Raw genomic sequence first — 18103 nt, forward strand, 5'->3', positions numbered from 1 at the left:
CTTGCATTTTCAGAAGAAAAGTCCAATATAGTTGCTGTACCCCGCCTGTTTAGCAGGCGGTTTTTTTATGCGACAGGAGATCATAATGTCACAACAACCTGCGATTATTCTTTCAAGTCTGGATTACGATCGCATTGATGCTTTGCTGGCCAAAGAAAAAGAGCTGAGCCCGGTGCATGAACAGCTGTTACTGGAAATGGAGCGTGCCACCTTACTTGAGCCAGAACAGATCCCGGCGGATGTGGTCACCATGCACTCCCGGGTGCGCTTTAAGCTCAAGAGCAGTGGCAAGGAGTTTGAAAAAACGCTCTGTTACCCGCACGAGTTAGCGGCTTACCCCGATGCCATTTCGGTATTTGCTCCGGTCGGTGCGGCGCTGATAGGCTTAGCGGTGGGTCAGTACATTGATTGGCCGATGCCGGGCGGCCAATCGGATCAGGTAGAAATAGTTGAGCTGGTTGATCAGCCCGAGCGCAAAGGCGAATACCACCGCTAAATGCGCTGTTTTTCAGTGTAGCGTTCAGGGCAGCACAGCTGCCCTATTCCACCATCTTTAAAATGGGTTCCATAATGTCCTGCATGGTGACCAGGCCCGCCAGTTCATTGTTGTTCAGCACCAGCACCCGCTTGATGCGCTGCTGACTCATCAGCGCCGCCACATGCTTCACCGCCAAATCTTCGCCCACCGCCACCACCGGCTTGGTGTAGATGTCGTACACATGCAGCAGGTCAATGTCGCCGCTTTCTGCGACGATGGTTTTTAAGATATTGGTGTGGGTGATCAGGCCATAGGCATCGTGCGGCTGCTGCTTTTCCACCACCAGCGATTTTAAATCGTGCTTTTTCATCAGGCTAAGCGCTTCGCGCAAGGTGGTAAAGGGCGATACCGTCACCACTTGTTTCACCATAATGTCTTTGACCAGTCGAACCGAGTCCATATCAGAGTTCCTCTTTTAAATGTTGTTCAAAGCGCTGCACCTGTTTCACATCGATGCCAGCTAAGTGCTCCAGCGGTACGGTAAACACCAGCCCTTCCGAGCCGCCATCATCTTTGGCGACCACCTGCTTAATGGCCTTTAGTACCCCAAGTGACAAAGACTTTTCCAGTACCATCAACAGCACCGTCTGGCTGCCTTCAAAGCTTAAACCAAAAAAAGTTTTGCGCTCATCGCAGGGAATGCCTTTGCCAGCCAGTATGGTAATGCCGGTTGCCCCATTTTTCCGGGCGGCCTGGATGGTTTGCTCTTCGTATTCGTCGTTGACGATGGCAACCAGAGCTGAGAATTTCATACGGTTTGTCTCCTGAATTTGGCGGCATACTCCATCAAAATTGCGTATGCCATCACAGTAATAATCGGGAAAATCGAGGCAAAGGCAATCAGGCCAAAACCATCAATCAGAACATTGCGCCCTTCAATATGGGTAGCCAGGCCAATACCTAATGCAGTCACTAAAGGCACGGTCACTTCCGAGGTGGTGACGCCGCCCAGGTCAAAAGCCAACGCTATAATGTACTTTGGTGCCAGAGCTGTCAGTACGATAACCAGCAGATAGCCTGCCATAATGTAGTAGTGAATGGAGTCGCCGGTGATGATGCGATGCACACCAACGGCTATGCCAATAGCCACCCCAAGCGCAACAATAATCCGGATCACACTGCCTTTGAGCTTGCCCGGTGCAGCCTGCTCGGCTTGCTGGCCCACCGCTATCAGCGCCGGTTCGGCCATGGTGGTAGCAAAACCAATCATAAAGGCAAACAGATAAATAAAAGGCAGGTAATTGCGCGCCATCAATTGCTCGGCCATGCCTTCGCCAATCGGGAACAGGCCCAGCTTTAAGCCAATGACAAAGGCATAGAGCCCAAGCAGCACCATGATAAACCCAAAAATGACTTTCACCGGGTTATTCAGCGGTTTTCGCAGCACCAGATACTGAAAAAACAGCACCACGATAATGATTGGCAGCACATCGCGCAGCATGGTCAGTAAGTCCAGCAACATTTGCAGCAGCGGGTGTACGGCTTTTACTTCTGCGGTAATCAGCCCCAGCGCCAGCTCTGGCGTTGGGGCTATGGTGTAAACCCAGATGCCGTACAGCTGCACACTGACCATCGGCACCATCACCGCCATCGCCACCAGGCCAAAGCCATCCATCAGGGGATTGCGGCCGCGAATGGATGCGGCCAGACCTAACCCGAGCGCGGCAATCAAGGGCACGGTGACAATGTTGGTGGTCACCCCACCCGAATCATAAGCCAGGCCAACAATTTCCTCCGGCGCAAACCAGGTGACCGTAACCACCACAATGTAGCCAATGATCATGTACCAGTGAATGGGATGGCCCAGAATAATACGCAGCACCCCTATCGCCATCACAGCGCCCACCGACAGCGCGACAATCAGCCGCAGCGTCAGGCCATCGACCCGGCCATCGCTGATTTGCTGAGCCTGTTCGGCCACCGCAATCAAGGCAGGCTCAGCCACCACAGCCGAAAAGCCCATGGCAAAGCCAAAGGCCATTAAAATGGGAATGGAGCCTTTACGGGCAAACTGATTGGCCAGGCTTTTGCCAACCGGGAAGATACTAAACTCCAGTCCCTGCAAAAACATCGCCACGCCCAGCGCTACAATGGCCAGGCCCAGCGTCAGCATCCAGGGATCATTGGGCATCTGCCGTAAAATCACCGCCTGAAAGAACACCACCACCACCACAATGGGCAGCAGGTTTTTACCCGCGTGCAGGATTTGATGCAGAAAATCCGAGAAAAATCGCACAACTCTCCCTTAAGCGCTTTGCTGGCTGGATGCAGTACCCAACCATATTCTGTTGATTTGGTTTGCTTTAGTCTTGGCTATTCTAGCCAATATCGCAACGAATATATTGATCCAGATAAAAAAAACTTCTACAAATGGTGGTATGCTTTACGCATAGCACACCAATGGAGCAGACCGATGGCAATTCAATTCAAACTGATACTGGTATTTGTCGATGAAGGTAAAACCGATGCCGTACTGGATGCAGCCCGCGCGGCCGGCGCAACCGGTGCCACCATTATCAACGCCCGTGGCCAGGGGCTGGAAAAGTCCATCGGTATTTTCGGCCTTGAGCTGCTGCATCCGCGCACCGTGTTGTTGATTCTGGTAGAAGCGCGCCGGGCCGATGAAGTGCTGGCAACGATTACCAAAGTCGGTAAGCTGGATGAAAAACTTGATACTGGCATCGCCCTGATGTTGGATGTCGATAAGGCACTTGGGCTTACAGAGCATATTAAACACCTGGAGAAAACCGTGCCGTTGGATCCTGCTTAATCCGCAGCAAGCCGGTGCGTTAATACCAGGCTTGCCTGCTCCAGAGCTTCCGCGCTGCCAAATAACACCAAAACGTCATTTTCCTGCAACACCATATCCAGTGAAGGCTGCTCTATCCGGTTATGAGCTCTTACCAGCTCGGTCAGTTGGATGCCATATTGCGCTAAATCGAGCATCTGCAAACTTTGGTCAATGGCAGGAGAGCCTTCGGCCAATAACACGGCTTTCAACTGCTCCTGCTGCTGTGTCTTCAGCAAGTCGGCCGAGCCACGAAATTGCTGGCGCAGCAGTTGATAGCGATTTATGCGCTGCTCCTGCACCAGTTGATTGACCCGACGAGCCGGTACATTCAGCATCAGCAAGACGTGCGAAGTAAGCATCATTCCTGCCTCTATGGTTTCGGGAATGACCTCAGTAGCACCAGCTTGACGGAGCTCTGCAACATGGCTCTCATCGCGGGTACGGACGATCACCGGCAAATCAGGGTGCAGTGTGCGGGCATGGCGCAAGGTCGTTAATGCTGCTGATAAGTCTTCATGACTGATGACAAGCAAACGCGCCTTGGCAAGGCCTACCGCAATTAAGGTATCAGGATCGGTCGAGTCGGCATAAAATACCGGTACATCTGCCAGCCGGGCATTCTTTACCCTGGCAGCATCCAGGTCGAGGCCGATGTAAGGCACCTGCTCTTTTTGTAAAAACTGAGCAACCCCCTGTCCTATCCGGCCAAAGCCAGCAATCACCACATGCTGTTGCAGTCCATGCTGTTCAATATCATCGAATGGCTCGGAGCTCACCGCTGCTTGTCCAATCCAGCGTCCGACCACAAAACGGCTGAGCTGCAAATTGTAGCGGATCAGAAAAACTGCCAACATCATCGACAACAACACCGAGGTTAAAATAATCTGGCTGCTGCGACTGTCTAAGGTGCCGCCTTCAAGCGCCAACGCCAATAGTGCAAAACCAAACTCGCCACCTACCGCCAAAATCAACCCGGTGCGAAAAGCGGTTTCCAGCGCCACCCCAGTGGCAAGCACCAAAGCTGTGACCAAAACAATCTTAATCAGCAGCAACAGCAAGGCTCCTGCCAGCGCAATGTGCCCTATCTCCGGCAACAACATCGGATCGAGCAACATGCCGATGCTGACAAAGAAAATACCAAGCAATACATCGCGAAACGGCCGGATCGCGGCTTCTACCTGAAGTTTGAATTCGGTCTCGCCCATCACCATACCGGCCAGGAAAGCTCCGAATGCCATCGATAAGCCAAGACTTTGTGTCAGCCAGGCAGCGGCCAAACAAACCAACAATACCGTCAAGGTAAAAAGCTCGGCCGAGTCGCTGCTGGAAACCCGGTGAAATAGATGCCGTAGCAGGTAGCGCCCCACCAACACCACCAAAGCGGTTGCAAGCACTGCTTTGAACAATGCCATCCCTAAGGTGCTTGCAATATCCTGCGCCATGGCAACACCCAGTACTGGGATCACAATGATAAATGGTACCGCAGTAATGTCCTGAAAAACCGACAGGCTAATGCCAAGACGGCCATGGCGGCTTTGATCCTCGCCCTGCTCCAACAGCTGCTTGCTAATGATGGTGGTGGATGACTGAGCAAAGACAGCACCGATAACAAAGGCAACCACAGACGCTACCCCCATCGCCCAAAGCAATAAGGCAACCAGCAAGGTTGTTAAGCCAACCTGGGCCGTGCCAAGCCCCAGAATGGTATGACGCAACTGATAAATTTGTTGCCAGGAAAAGCGCAAGCCAATGGTAAAGAGTAAAAAGACGATACCAAATTCAGCGATTTTATGGATATAACCTTCGCTGATAACGGGCCCAGCGGTATGTGCCCCGAGCAGTACCCCAACCAATAAATAAGCAATGCTGGCCGGAATATGTGCGCGCTGAAACAGCATCACCATAAACACCATAAAACCCAGCAAAAACAACAATTGGATCAGAGTGCCATCCAGCAGCATAGGTGCAATTACCAAAAGTTGGGAATAACCTATGCTACCACAAGTTAAACGAGCTGTGATTTAACTTTAACCCCAGAAATCATAACGAAAAAAGCAGCAGCTATCGTGGAAACAGTAACCTACTTTTGCAGCATCGCTTTTAGCAAATCGATGCGCTTATTGATGCGCTTGCTTTCGTAACCTACCCGGCCCAATACTGTGATAACAAACATCATCAGAATGAAAGCCCAGGGTTGGTCGAAAAACTCAGGGGCCAGCCAATACAACATCCAGTACCAAAATAAAACCAGCAACACATCACCCCAGGCAATCCAGGCTTTGGGGCGCAGCGCTTCAAACTCCTTATTCAGCTCTGCCAATTTATCCTGTTGACACAGGCTTTCAAGCTCTGCAGTCTTTTGCTGTGCTGCTAATTGTTGCTCGTCTAAATTGCTGTTTTGCATACAGTCATCTTCCTTTGTTATAACGGCCCCGTTCAGTGAGCCTTAAGCCAAAACCTGCCGTCCTTAAGAATAGTTGACGAAAAATTTATTAAAACCGCAAGAAGTCTATCCACTTGCACAGTGCAAGAGCCCTAAGCTCAGTGGCGAAAACGAATCAGCGGTGTTAGCTGCTCAGCCCAGGTATGATACGCTCCCTCGCCCTGCGCTTTTAAGAACTCCAGTAAACAGTCGAGAAAAACTCGGACCCGGGCGGGTAAATAATCGCGCTTGGGGTAAATGGCAAAAACGCCGTTGTCTGGCTCCGGTGGCCGGTAGTAAGGATACAGCGAAACCAAAGCCCCGCTTTGCAGTCCCTCTTTTGCCAGAAAGTGAGGCAACTGCGCAAAACCCGCGCCATCGGCACACAACTGGGCCATGGCTTCGCCATCATCGGTGATATGCCGTGGCACCAAAGCATACGGCTGATATTCCCCCTGCGCATCCGGTAGCACGATCGGTTGCAGCTGTTGGGTTTGCTTGATACGAAAACCGATCCAGGCATGCTGTTGAAAGTCATCGGCACAAGCTGGGGTGCCATGACTTGCCAGATAGGTAGGTGAAGCACAAATCAAGAAATCCATCGGGCTCAGCCGCCTTGCTACCAGACGACTGTCTTTGATGTAACCGGTGCGCAGCGCGATATCAATGTTGTTTTCTATCAGATCGATATGCAGATCATTGATTTGCAGATCCAGCTGTATCGCCGGATAGCGCTGACTGAATGCCTGAAGCACCGGGCGCAGATAAAGATGGCCGTAGCAGACCGCGCAATTGATCCGCAGCACCCCGCCAGGCGTGTCATTCAGTTGCTGAAGCTCGTGCTCGCAGGAAGTAAGCTCCTGCATCATGCTACGCACCGTCGCCGCATAACGCTGACCAGCCTCGGTAATGCTTAAGCACCGGGTAGATCGCTGAAAAAGTGTCAATGCCAGCTGTGCTTCCAATCGCCTGATGGCCTTACTGACCGTGGAGGGATCCGTACCACAGCTTTTCGCTGCGGCTGCGAAACTGCCAGCATCACAAGTCGCTAAAAAAATCTCCAACAAACGTAGTTTGTCCATCATCGTTCACTGCACACTGCCACTCAATCAGCCAAAAATAACATGAAATTCATGAATTGTATTCATGATTGATAGGGTGGTTAGCATTATTTTCTTTTTATAGCGGTGCCATAAAATGCCAATCCAATACCCCAAGGCAAGGTTCATTAACTTTGCTTTGTTGTTGAAAGGCATTCAGCTGACGGAAAGTCTGCATCAACCCTGCCCATCGTCATAATCATTCGAACAAGAGGTTACACAAATGATCCGATACCTACTCAATAAAATGATACTTTCATTTAACAAAAAATATAACTACGATGTGCAATATCAACAGGACATTCTCCAAACAGATCTGGGAGCTTTTTTAAAGTTCATGGGTTTTCAGACCATGTCGACTCATTCGGGAGCTTTACCTGCAGCTGCACTCTACGCCGCCAGAATACGCGCCATTATTTCAGAAGATTGCGGGCCCTGTACCCAGTTAGCGGTTAACCTGGCCTTGGAAGCCAAATTGGACCCCGGTATTGTTCAAGCCATAATTCAGTGCGAATTGGCGGAGCTTCCGGAGGAAATTGCACTGGTGGTGAGATTTACTGAACTGGTGTTAACGCACAACCCGGAGGCTGATGCACTAAGGGAAGAGATACTGGCGCTATGGGGGCAACGAGGTCTCATTGCTATCGCTTTTGCCATCAGTTCTTACCGGGTTTATCCTGCGCTTAAGTACACACTGGGATATGGGAAAACGTGCACCCAAGTGGTTGTTAATCACCAGGTTTTGGCGCCAAAGTCTCACTGACTATTTGCGCGGTTAAGAGATGCACTGAAGGCCCCCACAAATTCCTGGGCCACAGTATCCGTTCAGGGGTAACAAAAGAGAGTAGAATTGCAGGCGATTCTACTCTTTCTTACTGCCTCCTAAGCTCATTGACCGAAGTTTAACTCATGGGCTATACGTCTGGCATAGTAGGCAAAAGCAGCCTTAGAGCGCTTTTCCTGTAAGATCCAATCATGTGCTTCTCTGGCCAGCTCTGGCTCAATATCTTTTATGTCGCCAACGGCTTGGGCTAGTAATTGCAGTTTGGCTGCCCTTTCGCATTGAATGGCCACCATACAGGCTTCTTCGATAGACTGCCCCGCCACTACCAGTCCATGATGGCAAAGCAACGCAGCCCGCTTATTCCCCAGCACGGCCGTTATGATTTCGCCCTCTTCATTACCAACCGGTACCCCAGGCCACTTTTTCAGGAAAGCGACCTCTTCATACAACATACAGCTATCCATATGAGATATTTTTAATGGTATTTCCAGCATAGATAAAGCCGAGATATGAAGCGGGTGCGTGTGAATAATGCAGCGTACATCGGGCCTGGCCTGATATATCCAGGAGTGAAACCGGTTTGCCGGGTTTGGTAGCCCCTCCCCTTGCAACACCTGCAGATCTGCATTTACTGTTAACAAATTATCCGGCGTAATCTCATCAAACCCGAAGCCAAAAGGTTGGGTATAATACTCATGGTGCTGCTCGCCTCGGGCAGTAATTTGCCCTGCTAAACCGGAATCATGCCCTTGAGCAAACAGGATCCGGCAAGCCAACGCCAATTTTTGTTTTTCGCTCCACAGGCCTTCAGGCAGTCGTTGCGCTATTTCCGCCCGACTTTTCTCCATCAGCGACTGTTTGTCTAACGTAAATGTCGTATTCATTTGTTCATATCCGTTTGTTCAGGAAAAGGCGACATTTTCTGTATTCTCCGACGCTATACGAGCAGGCTGATGTTCAAGAGCAGAGAAGAAATTGAGCCTGGCATTAATCAGCTCCTCACCGGCTTTAATCATATTTTCCAGCTGTAACTCATTCTCGCCCGAAATATCCAGCATAATTTCATGCAGCGTTTCTGCATGCCCATCGTCACATTCAATATGTAGAATAAAGAACTGTATAGCCTCATCTGAAATGCCATGATGCCTGAAACCTGCCACCAAGCTACTGTACAGTGCCGGAACTATCGCTTCAGCACCTATACATAACGCTCCCAGACCTAAGGCTGGGTTCTGCTCACGGCAATGTTTAAACATACAATCAATAAGCGCCTGGGTTTCCTGGTTAATCTTTGCCGAGTCTAACGCTATTGAGAAAGTATCCAGCATATTTTTATAAATCACATGATGGGGTGTAGGACTGTCTGGCGCCAGCCCAAGTTCTTCAAATAAGTTTTCAGCCAGGGCCAGTACTTGCGAGTTTGCTGGCAGACTTGCCATCATGGCACAGAGATAGCGGGTAAAATAGGTGCTGTATAAACCATGTTGCAATAAGAACGCCTTCAACTCCGACAGGGAAATTGAGCCCTGCCGACAGCGAACCAGAAAAGAGTGGTTGTATAATTTATCTGATAACATTTGAATGGCCTGATCGAGCTTGATGGCATTATTCGTCATTGCTATATCCTCAATTTATTGTTTAACATTTTGTTTTTATTTAATTTAACCCTGCAAGTGCCAGTGTATTTGCTTGGGCGCACTTCCGATCTTGCTGTGCAAAACCGGTTTCGGCTCAAGTAACTTCAACCTGGGCAGCAGCTGTCATTAAGTGCCTGAGCTTTTCTCGTTGCAATTTCCCGGTGACGGTTCTTGGCAGAGCTTCGACAAACTGGAACAAATGCGGGTACTTCCAGCGTTCGAGATGCTGCCGGGCATACTGCTTTAACTCTTTCGTAAACTGCACCTGATCCTGCCTGTTGGTGACAACGAACGCTTTTGTTCGGGTGGTTGTTTCGTTATCACCAACAGCTAACACAGCAATTTCAACCACATCCGGATGGCCAAGCAGCACGTCTTCAATATCCTGTGGCGCTACCCATTGCCCTGACACCTTCACCACATCATCCGAGCGGCCGAAGAAACTAAAATAACCTTGCTGATCACGTACAAACATATCGTTGGTGCAATACCAACCATCACGAAAACGTGATGCTGTTGCTGCACCATGGTTTTCGTATCTGCTCGGTAAGGTGGGGCCTCTTAGCCATAAAGTACCTATATCGCCTGGGCCACAGATGACACCGCGTTCATTGATAATCCTGGCTGCAAAACCAGGTACAATCTTTCCTGTCCAGCCAAAAGCGCGGCTTGAGCCAGGTATATTGGTAATGTAGGTACTAAATGCTTCAGTTGACCCGAGACTGTCTAGAATCGAGGCATCAAATTTGGCCTGCCATTTTCTGTTAAGCTCAACCGGCATACGATCGCCAGCGGAGACAAAGCAGCGCACTGCTTTAAAGTCGTCTGGCTGTATCGCTGGATGATTAATCAGAAACTGGTATACCGTTGGTACGGCGTATAAAATAGTTGGCTGGTATAGCTTTATTGCAGCCACAATGTCATCAATTGACAGGTCTTTCGGTGAAATGATGGCTGTTGCGCGATTAAAGAGCGCATTAAAACAATTGTGCAAGCCAAAAGCGAAGCTCATTCTCGACACTGAGAATGCTCTGTCACTGGTATTAATATTCAGTACCTGAGCTGCATAACGCTCTGCGGCCACGACAAAATCCTGATGCCGATGCATAATAAGCTTAGGGATGCCGGTCGTGCCGGAAGTAAACATGCCGATCCCCTCATCAAATGGCCGGGTTCTGGCTGGCAACCATCTGGTTATTTCAAGGGATAGGTTGCAGGGCTGCTCAGATGCAATGTCATAGATATCCGATATAGTCGGGATAACATTGGCGGGAACTTCACTGTTATCCCGACATAGGCTGATAAACTCTTTGTCTGCAAGCACATGGCTCACTTCTGCCGATCCCAGCGCCTGGACAATGGTGGAGAGCTTTAGTAGTGGGTTAACTATAATCGCGACACAACCAGAGTACAGCAGTGACAACACCGCTATTGCAAAGCTCGGGCTGTCATTGGCAACAATAGCAACGCGTGTGCCTGGCACCACACCAAGCTTCACCATATTAGAAACAAAGTTCATGATGCTGTTTTCTATCAAGCCGTAGTTCATTGAGCCGGCAGCATGGCATATTGCCGTTTTCTCGCCGTTAATGCTTCTTGATATTTCAACAATTTTATCGCCAAAATTAAAATAGTGTTCAAAGCGCTTTTCTTTGGCAAATAGTAGCGCGTCAGCGGTAATGTCACTTCGCCAACGGGCAGCCTCGTACACCGACTTCTCGACCAAGGATAAAAAATTACGCCGCGCTTCAGAATCAGCCATCTCCGATAATCTGGCATGACAGCCCTGGCTTGTTACCAAACCGGCAGTGTCGAGAATTTGTGCAAAGTACTTTTCCTGTGCGTTTAACTCTTCACCGGCATTATCGATAAAAGCCACATCTATACTGAGTGCTTTTGCCACAGAATAAATAAAGTCTTTCAACGGTATTGTATATTGATGCTGCACGTCTATATTTTCACCCCGGACATAAGTATCATCTAAAATGAATTGACAATAATGCAGAAAGGATGAGAAGCACAGGTACAGCGTTTCACTGACATAGGTGCGTACCTTGCTACTGTTGTGACGGGCTGAAAAATCAATCATGCCATGTATATAATTATTCAGCGGTGTATCAATAATATCCTGATAACGTCCAACCGGGCCGAATATATTACCAAAACGAATAGATGCAGGGCTATAATGTTCAACAAGAGCATTATCGTTATGCACATACTTCTCTAACCGGGCATAGGTACCAGTGCCATATTTGCTGTCAGATGCATTGCCACTGTTTTGTTTGGAGTCAATCAGCCAACTCACAATACTGTTATGATAAATCCCCAGTGCCATTAGTTTTTTTTCTATTTCAACTAGCGGCTCATTAATTTCCAGATCAGTGTCATTTTCATACACTGACACTTTACTAAGCTGTTTCTCATTCAACAAAATCTTATTCTTCGTTGCCACCTCTAAAATAATCTGATTAATATCACCGTAAAGTAAATTTTCATCAGAATATTTTTTAATCACCAACGAAACCCGCTCAGAAGTGTCATCAACTAACAGTGTCAGAGCAAATCTCACAAGAGCATAGCTTAACTCGCCAAATACTATATGATGTTTTAACACGCTTCTAAGCCTTCTTTTAGTTTGTAGTTTTGTTCATTCAGATAAGAAGGATCTGAAAAAACCTCTTCATATGGATCAATTACCAGGCTAGGCTGTGGCTCGGCGCCTTGGACGGCATAATGACTCTCGTCACCTGTTGCATACTTTGCAATTGCTCGCATCAGCGCCCGGGCTTTGATTAGGATTTCTTCAAACTCTTCTTCCGCATCAGATAACCAGGTAATAGCGCCACCCACGCCTATTTCCAGCTGATCGTCGCGCACAACCAAGCTTCTAATAGCCACATTAAGTTCAGCTGCACCATTCAGCGACATATACCCAATAGCCCCGGAATAAATGCCTCGTGCTGACGACTCCAGCTCATCCAATATTTCTAAGGTTCTGGTTTTCGGCGCTCCGGTCATCGACCCTGGCGGGAAAGTAGCCGCAAACAGACTTGCCAATGACTCGTCGCCATTTAAACGCCCGCGCACGGTGGATACCAGCTGATGCACCGAAGCATACGTCTCAACCTGCATTAGCTTTGGCACCCACACGGAACCTGCCTCACAAACCCGGTTCAGATCATTGCGCAGCAAATCGACGATCATCAGGTTTTCTGCCTGATCCTTTTCGCTGTTTGCCAAATCAGCTATCAAAGCAGCATCTTCTTGCAGCGTGACACCGCGTTTACGTGTGCCCTTGATTGGCTTGGCTTCAACCACCGCATTTCTGCCAACGCTGAAGAACTTCTCCGGTGACGAGCTAAGTACAGAAAAGTCAGGGCAATGCAGATACACGGATCTTGGTGCTGGATTTACCTGACGCAGCACACAATACAGCGGCCATGGCTCCACCCCGAGCGTGGCACGAATTCTGTTTGTTAAACAAATTTCGTAACTTTCTCCACGCTTGATGTAGTCCTTGCAACAACTTATCTTGTCGATATAGGCCTGATAATCATCCTCAAGCATGAACTGCACCGGCTGGCTCGGATCATGAGAGGCTTGCCGTACCGCAATGTCGTCAACTGTACTAGCGATGTTCTGTTGCACCATCGCAGCCAAGTCATGACTCATCGTCTCCAGCCACAGCGCTGAGGCATCCACTGCGCTGTCGTCCGCCGAGGCCTTGTCCAAAGCGACAAGGTAAACCAGCCCCGTTTTGTGGTCAAAAGCAATAAACCTGTCGACAAAAAGCCCAGCCGCATCAGGTTGTGCCGACAAGTGTTTATTACTAACAGGCTCTGTCTCTGATTTCAGCTCGTAGCCCTGAAACCCCACCAGACCACCACAAAAATCAAAAGGCAGCTCTTCGGTACCCTCGATAGTTGCGTGCAGTGCATTGGCAACAAAGCGCTGATAATCGACACAGCGCTTGGTACGTTTTCCCTGCGCATCGATCGAGACAGTTTTTGCCTTTACATCGTAGCAAAACCAATAAGAAGCAGGCCCGGATGCATCGCCCATAAATGAAAATCGGCCCTCGGCGTTAGCCGCTGAGCTGGTATCCAACCAAAAGCTGTATTGCGCCTGACTGAACAACTTGTCGAACACCATGGCCGGGGCAAGCTGCATGTCCAGTGCTTTAAACTGACAACGCCATAGCGTTTTCTCTACGACTACAGGCCTGCTAATATGCGCTGGTGCACGATTTGTTCTGAGCGTCGTCTTCATGCTGCCAGCTTTATGTCGTTCTACCAGCGTCTTGAAATTTTCAATAATCTGGCGCCCACAATCGGTAGACACTGACTCAGGATGAAACTGCACGCCCCACATTGGTCGGTGCCGGTGTTCAACGCCCATAATCAAACCGTCTTCAGTAAAAGCAGTGGCAATTAATGTTTTAGGTAGCGGTTGATAAGCAATAAGCGAGTGATAGCGCACTACCTCTAACGGGTTTGGCAACTGATCAAATACGCCGCTACCACCATGCAAAACTTTACTTGTTCGGCCATGATAGGGTGCACCAGAAATCTCAACCTCCCCCCCCATAGCGGCAACGATAGACTGATGCCCAAGGCAAATTCCCAACAACGGCTTCGTGGTTTCTTTGATAATCGTTTCACATATCCCAATATCGTCTTTTTTATTTGGTGTACCAGGACCAGGAGAAATAATTATCGCATCGTATTGCTCATAGTCGACTGTAACATCATTGTTTTTCACCACTACCGGCAAAACTGCGAACACTTCACTGACATACTGATACAGATTAAATGTGAAGCTATCGTAATTATCTACAATAAGAATTTTCACGGCACCTCCTTATACAATAAGTGCAAACCATGTTTTCTAATTAAACGAACACTAAGCAAGTCGTACTTAACTCAGCTCGGCTAATTGTTCCTCGTTTGCTGAAGTCTCCGGTACGGTCGCCTGCTGTACCGCTGGCGCAGGTGCCTGATATCCCAGTGGCAGGAATCCTTGCTTGCGTGCAATATCAGTGACATATCGAGCCTGGGCATACTCTATTGATTTCCCAACACTGAAGCGTCCCTCACAACCTTCTATAGCCAAGGCGATGGTTTCTGACAAACAGGCCAGATTGACACCCGGCGGCAGGCCAACCATGTTGCAGTCGCCATAACTTAGTGTTTCAGGCTGCAACACCAAGCCCCCTTCCAAGACCTGAACGCGTTGCCCGGGCTGCACAATAAAATCAAATGGCCGGGCGGTATCAATTGCTATGGCGCCTTCTTTTAAAAAGTCAGTATTTAAAAATGGCTTACCTTCGCTGGTCGCAGAAACCACATAATCAGATTGCTCTAATGCTGTTTTATAACAATCACAAGTGCTTAACCCCAGGCTGTTAACAACATCGTCCGCTAAAATGCGATCGACAACGGCCGCAACCCCAGCGGCTGGAACCGCTTTGCCAGCGCCAATGTACTCTGACAATTCCGGCATAGCACGATGCACATAACCTTGAATGTTATCGATCACTGAGCCCGGCTGTGCTTGTTGTTCTGCGCTGAACGCCAACTGACAAAGTGAAGGCAGCAGTTCCTGTAACAGATGCTTTTCGGTACCCGGCCGCCCCATCAGAATGATATTGTCACCCCAATGCGCCAGTTCACTGACCATCAGTTTGCCGACAGCGCCCCGGGCACCTATCACACTGATCACAGCACCGATCAGATCCCGGCCGGATGCCTCCAATACCGTCTCGGTGGTGGCAATGGCGGTTAAACTGTTGCCTGTTGTGAACGACAGGCCAGCAATATCATCAAGCATTTTTTCGCCACCCCGAGTGATCACCGAAGTGTAGGCACCTAAGCCAAGAAACTCAGCCCCTTCACGCCGTGCGACTGCGATATAATCTTTGATCAGGTTTTCTTTTTCTGCAGCAGGCAAATCCATCATATCGCGCGGCGCTATCGGGCTCATAATCATCATGCCGTTGGCAAAAGCATGCGCATTGCTGACACAGAATTTCAGCGCAACCCCCGGACTGGTATCCACAGCCCCCACTTCCATAATTAAACTGCTTAAATGGCGATTCTCCGCTTCAGTAAAGTTACGATGAAAACATTGCGGTAACATACGGACGCAGTCATCCACCACGGTAAAATGCATTAGAAAGGCAAATGTCTTACCGCGCTTTTTCTCTTGTCCGGCGTACTGTGTTGCCGCAGTTTGCTGTGCAACAACAGCCGGGAAGGCTTGCTCCAGACCTGGCAGTTCACTGTACGGTTTTTCAATCAGACCGGCCATCAGAATGTCGTAACGGCCATTGTTGATCAGGATACACACCTGTTCTAACGCAATAAAAAAGTCGGCAATATCTTCTGCACTGCTGTTTAAAGGTGGCTCAAACCGAATGGAGCATTTATCAGACAATAACGGCATCACCAGCATTTGGTGTCTGTTGAGCAAATAGCTGCATATCAGCCAGGCCAAAGAACCGCTGTTTTGCAGGTAAGTAACAATGTAGTTCGCATCTGCCTGCACATCGTGGAACTGAAATGCACGCATCAGGCCAGCACCGCGCCAGGAAAAAATATCCGGATACCTTAGCGTCAACTGTGCGCAACAATCATCTACCAGCGCAGAAATAGTTTTCACGTGTTTCAAGGCTGCCCCGTCGTTTTTGCTCAATTCCCTGATCACCGCCCTGCCAACGCAGGTAGCCAGGCCATTGTTCGCAAAAGTCGAGCTATGCTTCCGGTCAAACTCGGGTGTCGACACCGAGCTGCTATACACAGCTGCGCCGGTTGGAATTAACCCACCACTGAGTGACTTTGCCAATAACAGGATATCAGGTGTGATACCAATATCCTGCGCAACGCAAATGCCACCTGAGCGACCTAAGCCGGTTTGTATTTCATCGAAGATTAACACTGTGCGGTTTTTACTACAAAGCTCGCGCGCACGGGCAAGCCAGGCCACATCCGCAACATGCATGCCGCCCTCCCCCTGAATTGGCTCGACAATGAAAGCCGCGTACTGCTGGCTCTCAAGTTCGCGTTCAAGTGCAGCAAAGTCGTTCAGCGTGATCTTGTCGAAGTTTTTGTCATCGTTACGCAAGTGCTCAATATTATGCCGCCGGGAATTGGTGGCTAGCAAAGCGGAATAGGTTTTACCATGGAAAGAACGATCAACAGAGAGTATTTTCTTACGGCCCGTTTTAATACGGGCCAGCTTAAAACCAACCTCGACCGTCTCTGCGCCACTGTTAGTAAAGGTGACATGATTGGCCCAGCCCCCCAGAACCTCAACTAACTCCTGTGCGAATTCTTCGGTTGCTTTCTGAAAGACTGGCTGGGTAAATACCGGCGCTTTACTTTGCAAGTGTTCAATAACGGCATTAGCACAAAAATCCGGATTGTGGCCAAATGGCAGAGCGCCATACTGTGATAAGTAGTCACGCACGACCCTGCCGTCCTGAGTGTATATTTTGTTGTTCTCACATTTTACAATATTAAGATCTAAATCGAGTTTGCCTATCAAAAATTTTCGATAGTGATTAATCAACGACATGGGTGTTTCTCCTCAACCCTTATTATTAATTTGCCCCTAATGCAGCTGCTGCACCGGGTTCGAAAAGCCAGCTCAGGTTACAACTCAATCAGTCTGGTCAGTTACACGTCCACTCAGTCACTGGCCCGGCACAGTTCATGCTGAATTAACTCTACCGACTCATTGCGTGACAAAGGATGAAAATTCAGGCATTGCGAGACTTGTAGCAAATACCTGATCTCTTCTTTAGCCAGGTATCGCATGCCACCTAAACCAATCAAAGCCAAGCGATTGGCGCGATCTATGCACTGCGCTACCATAGTGCGTACGCTAACACTCAGAGCAACCAACGTTTGGCAGGGTTGATGTGAATCGATCAGTGCTGCCGCCCCTTCCAAAGCTAAAGCTGCCGACTCCAGCTCGTTCACTATTTGGCTGGCGTCTGTCGCATTTGCTGGCGCTGCCGCAAAACACTGTGCAGCAAGTTGGGATGCAGCCCCCAGATAAGATGAGGCGATAAGTAATTGGAAGCAACTGAGACCACAGAGCTCCGTGTTTTCAATAGCCTGCTTAGCTGTACTTGGCGCCTCTCCCGCCTCCATCAGCACAACATTACCGGCAGTGGCTTTATAACCATTAAAAACCAGCTCGTTGCTGCTGGTCGCCGTTAAGATTGAGGCCGGCCAAAATGGTACCTTTTCTATCTTGTCTGCCCGCATATTGTCGACCAGCAACAAACCTCGTGCTGTTGCCTCTCCGGCATTCGGATTAGTAATTCCCACTAAAGCAACATCCGCGAAATCAACCATCGTGCAGGGTTTCTTGCTGCCGTTAATAACAAAGTGACCGTTGCTGGCTGCACAGGTTACTGACGAACTGAGAATGTTAGCACCAGGCTTGGCTTCAGCAAAGCCAGAACAAAACACCAGTTTGTCACGGGCAACATCACTGAGTAGCGAATCTTTGTTGGCCAACGAAGCATCCATCGCCTTTGAAAGGCAGTAGGTCGTGTGATTATGCATGGTCATCATAACTGCCAGTGAAGGACATAAACTGCCAATGTAGCGGTGAATCCGTACTGCGGACACCAGATCAACAGCCATGCCACCCAATTTAGCACCCACTAAAAGTCCTGGGTTGGCATACTGCCTTAAATAACTGACCAATAGCCTGCCATCGTCAGACTCAAGCTCCATCAAGGTTTTAGCCTTAAGTGCTGCTGCAAGTCCTGGTAGTAACTGGTCAACTGTAGATTTTTCCCGGGCCAAAAACATAAC

Annotated in this window: 15 protein-coding genes; 3 read left to right on the forward strand and 12 right to left on the reverse strand. The window is 49.1% G+C overall.

The window, feature by feature from the left end; all coding sequences use genetic code 11:
- Positions 1-85 precede the first annotated feature (85 nt).
- Positions 86-496: a nucleoside diphosphate kinase regulator gene (rnk, locus tag BLW37_RS06470; protein ID WP_091341188.1), complete on the forward strand. Its 411-nt coding sequence runs from the start codon at positions 86-88 to the stop codon at positions 494-496.
- A gap of 43 nt (positions 497-539) precedes the next feature.
- Here the strand turns inward: rnk and BLW37_RS06475 are convergent, their stop codons facing one another.
- Genes BLW37_RS06475 through BLW37_RS06485 form a run of 3 tightly spaced genes read right to left on the reverse strand, consistent with a single transcriptional unit; the run spans position 540 to position 2774 of the window.
- The gene (locus BLW37_RS06475; RefSeq protein WP_091341190.1) at positions 540-938 is read right to left on the reverse strand and encodes a CBS domain-containing protein; all 399 of its coding nucleotides are present in this window, start codon (positions 936-938) and stop codon (positions 540-542) included.
- A gap of 1 nt (position 939) precedes the next feature.
- Positions 940-1290, reverse strand: coding sequence for a P-II family nitrogen regulator (locus tag BLW37_RS06480; protein ID WP_091341192.1), 351 nt, complete (start codon positions 1288-1290; stop codon positions 940-942).
- Complete coding sequence (locus BLW37_RS06485) at positions 1287-2774, reverse strand: DUF1538 domain-containing protein (protein WP_245785639.1); 1488 nt, start codon at positions 2772-2774, stop codon at positions 1287-1289. The genes BLW37_RS06480 and BLW37_RS06485 overlap by 4 nt, the downstream gene beginning before the upstream one ends.
- Positions 2775-2957: 183 nt before the next feature.
- On the opposite strand from BLW37_RS06485, the gene BLW37_RS06490 reads away from it, so the two are divergent.
- Positions 2958-3308, forward strand: coding sequence for a P-II family nitrogen regulator (locus BLW37_RS06490; protein WP_091341993.1), 351 nt, complete (start codon positions 2958-2960; stop codon positions 3306-3308).
- Here BLW37_RS06490 and BLW37_RS06495 read toward each other — a convergent pair.
- The 3 genes from BLW37_RS06495 to BLW37_RS06505 form a co-directional block, all read right to left on the reverse strand.
- Entirely contained in the window at positions 3305-5305 is a 2001-nt protein-coding gene (locus tag BLW37_RS06495) for a monovalent cation:proton antiporter family protein (RefSeq protein WP_342744201.1), read from the reverse strand. The genes BLW37_RS06490 and BLW37_RS06495 overlap by 4 nt on opposite strands.
- Before the next feature lie 104 nt (positions 5306-5409).
- Entirely contained in the window at positions 5410-5733 is a 324-nt protein-coding gene (locus BLW37_RS06500; RefSeq protein ID WP_091341194.1) for a hypothetical protein, read from the reverse strand.
- A 137-nt stretch (positions 5734-5870) separates the two neighbouring features.
- Positions 5871-6836: a LysR family transcriptional regulator gene (locus BLW37_RS06505; RefSeq protein ID WP_245785640.1), complete on the reverse strand. Its 966-nt coding sequence runs from the start codon at positions 6834-6836 to the stop codon at positions 5871-5873.
- A 238-nt stretch (positions 6837-7074) separates the two neighbouring features.
- Between BLW37_RS06505 and BLW37_RS06510 the strand changes: the two genes are divergently transcribed.
- Complete coding sequence (locus tag BLW37_RS06510) at positions 7075-7614, forward strand: hypothetical protein (protein WP_091341196.1); 540 nt, start codon at positions 7075-7077, stop codon at positions 7612-7614.
- Between the two features lie 125 nt (positions 7615-7739).
- Here BLW37_RS06510 and BLW37_RS06515 read toward each other — a convergent pair whose 3' ends face one another.
- The 6 genes from BLW37_RS06515 to BLW37_RS06540 all read right to left on the reverse strand — a co-directional run bounded on the left by BLW37_RS06515 (position 7740) and on the right by BLW37_RS06540 (position 18100).
- Positions 7740-8519, reverse strand: a complete 780-nt coding sequence (locus BLW37_RS06515; protein ID WP_091341198.1) for an aldolase — start codon at positions 8517-8519, stop codon at positions 7740-7742.
- A gap of 18 nt (positions 8520-8537) precedes the next feature.
- A complete protein-coding gene (locus BLW37_RS06520) occupies positions 8538-9251 on the reverse strand; it encodes an iron-containing redox enzyme family protein (RefSeq protein ID WP_091341200.1) in 714 nt (237 codons plus the stop codon).
- A gap of 115 nt (positions 9252-9366) precedes the next feature.
- A complete protein-coding gene (locus tag BLW37_RS06525) occupies positions 9367-11886 on the reverse strand; it encodes an AMP-binding protein (protein ID WP_091341202.1) in 2520 nt (839 codons plus the stop codon).
- Positions 11880-14123 carry an aminodeoxychorismate synthase component I gene (pabB, locus tag BLW37_RS06530; RefSeq protein ID WP_091341205.1) on the reverse strand — a complete coding sequence of 748 codons (2244 nt, stop codon included), beginning with the start codon at positions 14121-14123 and terminating at the stop codon, positions 11880-11882. The genes BLW37_RS06525 and pabB overlap by 7 nt, the downstream gene beginning before the upstream one ends.
- 66 nt (positions 14124-14189) lie before the next feature.
- Complete coding sequence (locus BLW37_RS06535) at positions 14190-16847, reverse strand: aminotransferase class III-fold pyridoxal phosphate-dependent enzyme (protein ID WP_091341207.1); 2658 nt, start codon at positions 16845-16847, stop codon at positions 14190-14192.
- Positions 16848-16960: 113 nt separating this feature from the next.
- The gene (locus tag BLW37_RS06540) at positions 16961-18100 is read right to left on the reverse strand and encodes an acyl-CoA dehydrogenase family protein (protein WP_091341209.1); all 1140 of its coding nucleotides are present in this window, start codon (positions 18098-18100) and stop codon (positions 16961-16963) included.
- Between the last annotated feature and the right edge of the window lie 3 nt (positions 18101-18103).

This window comes from Alkalimonas amylolytica, from assembly GCF_900107845.1.
Taxonomy (GTDB): domain Bacteria; phylum Pseudomonadota; class Gammaproteobacteria; order Enterobacterales; family Alteromonadaceae; genus Alkalimonas; species Alkalimonas amylolytica.